The following is an 8774-nucleotide window of genomic DNA, read 5'->3' as shown; positions in this document are numbered from 1 at the left end:
GGAGATGCAACAATAAATTTGTTTTGTTTTACATTTCTTATATATACTTCTCCTTCAAAAATTTTACCAATAGAACCAAGAACATTTGAACAAAACGCATCCGATGCAGTTGTATGCGATTTAATAACTTCATCCGCTAAAAATATTTCATTATTCATCACTACTAAAACTCCCATATGTTGAGTTTTTTCACTGGCAGCAGCAACTACTGCAGCTAACAGATTAGCAGGCCCATCAGCACTTAACGCATCTGCTCCACGCATAGCCCCGGTAATACAAATGGGTTTATCAACATTTACAGCATGATTCAACAAGAAGGCAGTTTCTTCCATAGTATCTGTTCCATGTGTAATAACATACCCATGAATAGATGAATGATCTATTTCTTGTATGTATTGTGCAAGTCGCAACATCATAGAAGGCGTCATATATTCACTTGGAGTATTAGAAAATTCTTTTACCTGTATAGATGCTACATGTTCTAATTGCGGAATACCGGCTACCAGTGACTTCCCCGATATAGCCTGAGTTAATTCCCCTGTCACAGAGTCTCTTTGCATAGCAATAGTGCCCCCTGTTGTAATAATCAGAATATTCTTCTGTACGTTATTCATAAATTTCTATATCTCCTTTTGTATTTTTAATTATAGCATGAACCATTATTACTTATATTCTCATAATCACACATACCTCTTTATTTCTATTCTATTTCTCAGTTATAATATAAAGATAAATAAAAAATTGCATGAGGTGATTTACATGGAGCGTAATACGACCTGCACTATTATTGTTAACCCCACATCCGGAAAAGAACGAGCACCCAAATATATTCCTTTACTACACTCTATCCTTTCAAAAAAATATGAAGATATTATCATAAAATTAACAGAAGGTCCCGGAGAAGCGAAAAAATTTGCTAAACAAGCAGCGGAAAACAATCGGGATATTATATGCATGGGTGGTGACGGAACTATTAACGAGGTTATCAATGGCATGGTTCCTGTCAATAGCAATTCCGCTTTGGGATTTGTTCCTTTCGGAACTGTTAACGATTTAGCCAGAGCATTAGGTATTCCCCGCTCACCAAAAGGGGCTATTAAAATTTTTGAAAATGCAACAGTAACGTCTATCGATGTTGGCGGAATTAACGATCAGTATTTCATTAATATTGTAGCTGCCGGACTTTTGCCGGAAGCAATGAGTCAAGTAACCATTAAAGAAAAAACATTATTCGGCTCTATGGCTTATTTTATGAAAGCTTTTCAAGTATTTCCAAAACAAAAATCTTACCATTTTCGTATTGAAGAAAAGAATGGAACTGTTATCCAAACAACATCTCCACTCATTGCCGGTATGTTAACAGATTCTGCCGGTAGTTTTAGAAATCTCATCCCTGAAGAAGAACGTCGCTCAGGAATGATTAAGTTAGCCCTTTTTCGAAATTTTGAATGGTTTCGTGCCATTCGACAAGCACCTCTGCTTCTTACCGGTCAGCAGATGGGCGAAGATTTTTTAACAGTTATCGGAATAAAAAGTGCTAAAATTTCAATTGAAAATGCTCCTAATAAAGAGCTTTGGACGAATGTAGATGGAGAAAAGGGACCCCATTTCCCAATATATTTAGAGATTCTTCCTTCTAAACTTCCCGTATTAGTACCTGCACACAGAAAAACTTCCCCTATCCACATCCCTGATATGGTAAATAAGGTAAAAAGTCAATTAACACATTTGTGGGAAGAACTCCCTGAACCTTATCAGAATCCTATGGAAAATAGAAAATCAAAAGTATCAAAAAAAGAAATAACAAATCCCTAACTAAAGACTAATAAACTTTTCAAATAAAAAAGCAACGGTTTTCACCGTTGCTTTTTTATTTTATACCTTATACTCTCTTGTTTTAGTCATATACTGATAAACTAAAATAGAAAGCATAATACCTGCCCCAACCAAATCTGTCATAGGTGTTGGATCAATTAAACATAATCCTGCTCCAAATAATACTATCCTCAATACAAGTGGAACTCTACGATAAAAATATCCAATCATAGCTGCACTAACACCAATCATTCCAATCAATGCCGTTATAGTCGTAAATCCCATCTGCAATGCGGTCGCATTAATCCCTAAAATAGCCGGAGACAATACAAACACGTAGGGAACAATAAATGCTGCTATTCCAAGTTTTGAGGCGTTAACTGCTGTTTTCAACGGATTTCCTCCTGAAATAGCAGATCCGGCAAATGCTGCTAAAGCAACAGGGGGTGTAATATCTGCAATAATACCAAAATAAAATACAAACATATGTGCCGCCAATAAAGGAACCCCCACACCAATTAATGCCGGTGCAGCAATAGTAGAAGTAATTACGTAGTTGGCAGTAGTAGGAACTCCCATCCCTAAAATCAAAGATGTAATCATAGTGCAGAAAAGAAGGAGAATCATATGTCCCCCAGATAACCCAACCAAAAAGGAAGCTAATTTCAATCCCACACCGGTTTTAGTCACAACTCCAATAATCATACCGGCTGCTGCACAAGCAATAAGTACACCTAAAGCACCTCTAGCCCCTTTTATTAACCCGCTTACAATATCATTAAATGTCATACGAGTCGTTTCTCGAAGCATGGCGGTAAAAATAGAAATTACTATTCCTGCCAACGCTGCTTTCATCGGGGTATATCCGGAAGCAAGAAGTCCAATAATAGATATAAGAGGAATAGCTAAATGACCTTCTTCTTTCATGATATCTTTAATTGGTGGTAACTTATTTCTCGGAGTACCTTCCAAGCATTCTTTTTTCGCTTCAAAATGTACACCTAAAAATACTCCAATAAAATATAACATAGCCGGTACAATAGCCGCTTTGACAATGCTCATATAGGGAACACCAATAAATTCAGCCATTAAAAACGCTGCTGCTCCCATAATAGGCGGCATAATTTGTCCACCAGTAGATGCTGCCGCTTCTACGGCACCTGCAAAATCTTTTTTGTACCCCAATTTCTTCATCATAGGAATCGTGAAAGAACCGGATCCCACAACATTTGCTACAGAACTCCCGGATATAGTTCCTTGTAAAGCACTGGAAATAACAGAAACTTTAGCAGGACCTCCCGATGCCCACCCGGCAATTGCGTTGGAAATATCAATAAAAAATTTTCCTAACCCTGTTTTTTCTAAATATGCACCAAATAAAATAAATAAGAAAATGAAAGTGGACGATACTCCCAGCGGTATACCATAAACGCCTTCTGTTGTGAAAAACAAATGACTAACCATTTGTTGAAGTGTTAATCCTCTATGTGCCAAAGGTCCTGGTAAATAAGGTCCAAAATATCCATATCCAAGGAATAATAATACTACACATACAATAGACCAACCTACGATACGTCGAGCTGCTTCCAACACCATAAGTATTCCTAGCAGTCCTATAATAAAATCAACTTGTGTTACAGTCCCTGCACGTAGAATTAGTGATTGATAATTTAACAGTATATACAACGGAGGAATAAGAGATGTAATAGCTAAACTTAAGTCTACCGGATGTACTTTTCCTTCACGAATCCAAGAATTTTTAGTTGGACAAAGTAAAAATACTAAAGAAATTCCAAAACTCAGATGGATACAACGTTGAATCATAGCATCAAAAGTACCAAAGAATCCTGTATAAATATGGAACAAAGAGAAACAAATACATATACAAGAGATCAGCTTTCCCCAAAATCCTGTATATTCTACAGTAGCAGATTCTTTATCCAGTTTTTTTATTTTTTCTTCTATATCTTTATTTGTAGAATGGGAGTTTATTCTATCATCCATTATTACCCCTCCTAAAACTTTTAGCTTTTATAATCCCTTGATATAAAGGACAAATATATATATATAATTCCGTGCCTAAAGGCATTAATCCGGGTAAGTCATAACTTTCTTCATCAACTTGAATCACACCATTATTAGATACTCCATTTCTAAGAGAAAGAGTAGGATACTCTCGATGCATGTTATCCAAAACAAACCAAGTTCCTTCTTGATGAAAATGGCCTTCAGAAGCTAGAAAAGGTAAACCTACACCAAAAGATTGATATCTGGTCGACTTTAAAGACAAACCATCAACAGTATCATTAATATATAAATTTTCTTGAACAGGGGTTTTCATTACTGAATGTCTATAAGATAACGTAATTGGCATTCCTGCATAAGCTTTTTTTATAAAAATAAATCCGGTAGATGTTTGTCCAAAAATAAAAGGTAATTGGCATACATATATAAATATTATAACTAAAATAATACTAAGACTTATCACAACATTTCTCATATACCCAATAAATAGATTAAAATCTATTTTTCCACCCTTTCTTATCTACCGGATAGCATATTTTATGACTTAAAGTAATCTTCTGCCCCTTTATTCAAAGGAATAGACATACCTTGTGTACCGGTATCTTTAGTAATATATGCACCTACCGCATGTGCAGCTTTCATCCGATCTAAATGACCATAAATAGCCGTTACGATTTGTCCCCCTAAATCATCAGAAATTTTATCTGTACCAACGAGAATACACTTAACTGCTACCGTACTTACATCTTCATTCTGTCCTTTATAAGTACCGGCAGGAATATTTATCTTTGTATAGTAAGGATACTGCTGGATTAACTTATCCTGAATATCTGCATCAATTGCTACAACTTTTGCAGACTTATTAGCAGCTAAATCCTGAATAGCCGCCGTTGGATAACCAGCTACTACAATACCGCAATCCACATTACCGTCTTTTAATGCATCCGCTGCCTCACCAAAAGATAAATACTGTGGTTTAATATCATCATATGTTAATCCATATGCTGCTAGAATCTGACGAGCATTAGCTTCTGCACCGGATCCAGATGCCCCTACAGCCACTTTTTTGCCTTTAAGATCTGCCACTGTATTAATCCCTGAGTTTTCAGTAGTAACAAACTGAATAGTTTCCGGATAAAGAGCTGCTAATCCACGTAAATTATCAATTTTTTTCCCGTCAAACATTTCTTTACCGTTGTAAGCATAATAAGCAATATCATTTTGTATAAAAGCTAAATCAACAGAACCGTCTTTTAACATATTTACATTAGCTACAGATGCGCCGGTAGACTGTGCACTTGCATTCATATTTTCAATATTTTGATTTAATATTTCCGCCACTGCACCACCTAAGGGATAATAAGTACCGGCAGTTCCACCTGTAGCGATATTCATAAACTGTCTATTACTATCATTTCCGGCACATCCAGCAAGAATAGCCGCACCTGCTAAACAAGAAAGTCCTGCAATAATACATCTTTTCATAACTTTGTTCATTCTTGTTTCCTCCTTATAACAAAATATTCTCCTTAATACGAATCATACTTTGCAATAAACAAAAAAGCAGCATGACTATAATGTCTGCTGCTTGCGTCTTTGCAATGCATAATCTTATGAAATTAAAATTATTATACTATGCTTCGAAGTCTTTGTAAAGAAGGCTTGTTTGAATTCCTTTATTATTTTGATATTTGCCACTATCATATTTGTCTGCTGTTCCTAATACAGTATGAAAATAAATTTGACAAATTTCGACTCCCGAGTAAATTCTAATCGGTTGTACACAAAACATTTCCAATGTCCAATAGCCACTAAACCCTACATCGCCAAACCCTGCCGTTACATGAATAAAGAGCCCTAGTCGTCCTACAGAAGAACGTCCTTCCAACATAGGAACAAAGCATTCTGTTTTCGTATACTCCATAGTTCTTGCTAAATACAATTTATTAGGTTCAAGAAGATAACCCTCTTCCGGAATCTTAATAAGATGCCCGGAATTCTTTTTCTTCATATCTAATTCATGAAGGTCATAAATCATTAATTCGTCTGCTAACCGAAGATTATAGCTATTAGGGTTAAGTTGACTCTTATTGAAAGGTTTAATGATAATTTCATTTCCCATATGTCTTTCAATTTCTTTACCAGATAAAATCATTGTTCTTCTTTTCCTTCCTTATTAAATATTCGACGATGTAAAGTCATTCTTCTTCTACTGAACGTATTTTTAGCCAAATCACCCGCATGAAGCCCTAAGATTTTTATCTCCTCATCAGTCAATCGAGTTGATAGCAAGAGCCTTCCTCTATCACTATAAGAAATAAGATGGGCAGAAAATAAAGCTGCATGTGTTGGACAAAAAAGCAATCCTTTCTGTTTTTTTTCTACCTCTCCATACGGAACTGCACACAATAAAGAATGACGCGCTAATCCACAGACTGTACAACAAGAAGACTCCCCCAACGATTTTCTGGTAAATCTATATTTTTCTTCTATCAATGTACGAATAGCAGTAATTGTTTGATCCGGTGTATGCGAAAACAAACTCCCTTCCATACCATAAGAAGATATATCTTGTGAAAGAACTCTTCTAATACTACCGTCCACCGCTAAATTAGCATCTTCTAATTCTTTAAAAGCAATGGCGGCAGCCGGTTTCATAATCCATAAATAGGTACCGTCTTCATCTTCAATCCCATCAAAAACATATTCCCAGGGCGCCATTTCTTTACATGGTGTTAGTTGCCCCTCTTCTGTCAATATACAGTGACAATCTTGCCCTTCCTGTTGTAAATGCTGTCTTTCTTCCTCACATAAAGCTTTAATCTTATTTCCTGCCCAACCTACGGCAGCGTTTAGTGCACGATATTCCATTTGAAGTACTTGTGCAATATGTTTAGCATTATCTGTTAAATCCGGTGAATGGTAAAGACAGTCAAAAATACTCATCATAAGATCTGTCATGATAACTGTATTCCCAAATAAAGAAAGCCAGCCTTCACGACCTATACCTTCCCAGCATTTTTGCCCTTTTCTCCTTGCCATCCCAATTCCTCCCATTCAAAATAAAGGAAGTATCTTTAATCCTTTATTCCTTTTGATTATACCTGTTTTATATATGTTTTTCTAGATATCTATCATCTATTCTCTTTTATAATGATTTTTTATTGAAGTTTTATTATGGAATTTCTGTTATTAATTATTATCTATTATCTTGTTTTTTATTATAATTTCTATTTAACCAAAACTCTTCAAAATTAGATTTTATCAATAATTATCATTGAATTCTTATGATATAATAAAAAATATTACATGTTATATGAGGTGAATAATGTCTGTTATTGATGAAATCAAACGTCGTCGAACATTTGCCATCATCTCTCACCCAGATGCAGGCAAAACTACGCTTACTGAAAAATTATTATTATATGGTGGTGCTATTCATTTAGCAGGATCCGTAAAAGCAAGAAAAACATCTCGCTATGCGGTTTCTGATTGGATGGAAATAGAAAAACAACGTGGTATTTCCGTGACCAGCTCCGTTTTAAATTTTGATTATGAAGGGTGTCGTGTAAATATTTTGGACACCCCAGGCCATGCAGATTTCTCTGAAGATACTTACCGTACACTCATGGCGGTAGATAGTGCTGTTATGGTTATTGATGTAGCTAAAGGCGTAGAAACACAAACAAAAAAATTATTTAAAGTATGCTCTTCTCGAGGTATTCCTATTTTTACTTTTGTCAACAAGATTGACCACTTCGGTAAAAACCCATTTGACTTAATGTCAGATATTGAAGAAGTTTTAGGAATTCGATCTTGCCCAATGAATTGGCCCATTGGAATAAATGGAAATTATGTAGGCATTTATGATAGAGAAACAAACACCGCTTTTATTTTTATTAAAGATAATGCACATGGGACTAAAAAATTACAAGTTGTCTCGGGTAAACTCGACGATTCTTCAATTATGGAATTACTAGATGAAGAAGTACTGGAATCTTTAAAATCCGACTTAGAACTTCTGGATGAAGCAGGCGATCCATTCAACATGGATAAGATTTCTGCAGGAAAACTTACTCCTATGTTTTTCGGTTCTGCCATGACCAATTTCGGTGTGGAACCATTCTTAAAAAGATTCTTAAAATTAGCTCCACCTCCTACAGAAAGAAAAACGCTGGAGGGTTCAATTTCTCCGGATAATTCCGATTTTTCCGGATTTATATTTAAAATTCAAGCCAATATGGATCCTAAACACCATGATAGAATTGCTTTTATGCGAATATGTTCCGGTATATTCGAAAAAGGATTATCCGTATTGCATAGACAAAGCGGAAAAAACATCCGTCTGTCACAACCTCAACAATTTCTTGCAACAGAACGAGTATCTATAGAAGAAGCTTACCCAGGCGATATTATCGGTATTTTTGATACCGGTGAACTTGGGGTCGGAGATACAGTATGTACAAAAAAACATCCGGTAACATTTAGTGACTTTCCTGTATTTCCTCCTGAATTATTTGCAAGACTTTCTCCCATGTCCAGTATGAAGAGAAAACAGTTTTTACGAGGTGTTAATCAATTAGCTCAAGAAGGAGCTATTCAAGTATATAGCCAACCTTATGTAATGGAGTCTTTCATTATTGGTGCTGTAGGACAATTACAATTTGAAGTTCTTCGGTATAGACTGGAAAAAGAATATAATGTGGATGTTCGTATCGAATCTCTCCCATATACTACAGCACGTTGGACAGCGTCCAATGCACTTCCGGAAGATTTAGTAGGTACGGATAATGCTTTAGTAGTCTATGATGCTAAAAAGAGACCTGTATACCTACTACCTAATGAATGGCAAGCCGGATGGCTTGTAGAAAGAAATCCAAATATAGAATTTCTTGATACACCACCAATGATCCCGGTAAATCTTGAATAAAAAA

At 35.7% G+C, this 8774-nt stretch carries 8 protein-coding genes (1 of these 8 only partly in view); 2 read left to right on the top strand and 6 right to left on the bottom strand.

From position 1 onward, the window contains the following. Positions 1 to 614, bottom strand: the 5' portion of a protein-coding gene (locus BCB69_RS01125) for an asparaginase (protein WP_069176761.1). It extends 376 nt beyond the left edge of the window; the window shows 614 of its 990 coding nt (coding positions 1-614); its start codon is at positions 612 to 614; the stop codon falls past the left edge of the window. Between the two features lie 145 nt (positions 615 to 759). Here BCB69_RS01125 and BCB69_RS01120 point away from each other — a divergent pair, with 145 nt between their 5' ends. Continuing rightward, positions 760 to 1815: a diacylglycerol/lipid kinase family protein gene (locus tag BCB69_RS01120; protein ID WP_083989977.1), complete on the top strand. Its 1056-nt coding sequence runs from the start codon at positions 760 to 762 to the stop codon at positions 1813 to 1815. Between the two features lie 60 nt (positions 1816 to 1875). Here BCB69_RS01120 and BCB69_RS01115 read toward each other — a convergent pair whose 3' ends face one another. The 5 genes from BCB69_RS01115 to BCB69_RS01095 form a co-directional block, all read right to left on the bottom strand. Then, on the bottom strand, positions 1876 to 3819 hold the full coding sequence (locus BCB69_RS01115; RefSeq protein ID WP_022513947.1) for a TRAP transporter permease: 1944 nt from the start codon (positions 3817 to 3819) through the stop codon (positions 1876 to 1878). Further along, positions 3812 to 4303, bottom strand: a complete 492-nt coding sequence (locus BCB69_RS01110; RefSeq protein ID WP_022513946.1) for a DUF1850 domain-containing protein — start codon at positions 4301 to 4303, stop codon at positions 3812 to 3814. The genes BCB69_RS01115 and BCB69_RS01110 overlap by 8 nt, the downstream gene beginning before the upstream one ends. A gap of 74 nt (positions 4304 to 4377) precedes the next feature. Then, positions 4378 to 5337: a TAXI family TRAP transporter solute-binding subunit gene (locus BCB69_RS01105; RefSeq protein WP_022513945.1), complete on the bottom strand. Its 960-nt coding sequence runs from the start codon at positions 5335 to 5337 to the stop codon at positions 4378 to 4380. A 136-nt stretch (positions 5338 to 5473) separates the two neighbouring features. Then, positions 5474 to 5995, bottom strand: a complete 522-nt coding sequence (gene dcd / locus BCB69_RS01100; protein ID WP_022513944.1) for a dCTP deaminase — start codon at positions 5993 to 5995, stop codon at positions 5474 to 5476. Next, positions 5992 to 6882: a hypothetical protein gene (locus tag BCB69_RS01095; protein WP_022513943.1), complete on the bottom strand. Its 891-nt coding sequence runs from the start codon at positions 6880 to 6882 to the stop codon at positions 5992 to 5994. The genes dcd and BCB69_RS01095 overlap by 4 nt, the downstream gene beginning before the upstream one ends. Before the next feature lie 286 nt (positions 6883 to 7168). Between BCB69_RS01095 and BCB69_RS01090 the strand changes: the two genes are divergently transcribed. Continuing rightward, on the top strand, positions 7169 to 8770 hold the full coding sequence (locus BCB69_RS01090; RefSeq protein WP_069176758.1) for a peptide chain release factor 3: 1602 nt from the start codon (positions 7169 to 7171) through the stop codon (positions 8768 to 8770). Positions 8771 to 8774: the final 4 nt, after the last annotated feature.

Source organism: Dialister pneumosintes, from assembly GCF_001717505.1.
Classification (GTDB): domain Bacteria; phylum Bacillota; class Negativicutes; order Veillonellales; family Dialisteraceae; genus Allisonella; species Allisonella pneumosinta.
Note: the sequence above shows the minus strand (reverse complement) of the source record. Positions and strands in the feature narration are given on the sequence as shown.

What these genes read in the sequence shown, in the direction of transcription:
- BCB69_RS01120 (WP_083989977.1), top strand. Translation starts at nt 760, where the DNA reads ATGGAGCGTAATACGACCTGCACTATTATTGTTAACCCCACATCCGGA.
- BCB69_RS01115 (WP_022513947.1), bottom strand. Translation starts at nt 3,819, where the DNA reads ATGGATGATAGAATAAACTCCCATTCTACAAATAAAGATATAGAAGAA.
- BCB69_RS01105 (WP_022513945.1), bottom strand. Translation starts at nt 5,337, where the DNA reads ATGAACAAAGTTATGAAAAGATGTATTATTGCAGGACTTTCTTGTTTA.
- dcd (WP_022513944.1), bottom strand. Translation starts at nt 5,995, where the DNA reads ATGATTTTATCTGGTAAAGAAATTGAAAGACATATGGGAAATGAAATT.
- BCB69_RS01095 (WP_022513943.1), bottom strand. Translation starts at nt 6,882, where the DNA reads ATGGCAAGGAGAAAAGGGCAAAAATGCTGGGAAGGTATAGGTCGTGAA.
- BCB69_RS01090 (WP_069176758.1), top strand. Translation starts at nt 7,169, where the DNA reads ATGTCTGTTATTGATGAAATCAAACGTCGTCGAACATTTGCCATCATC.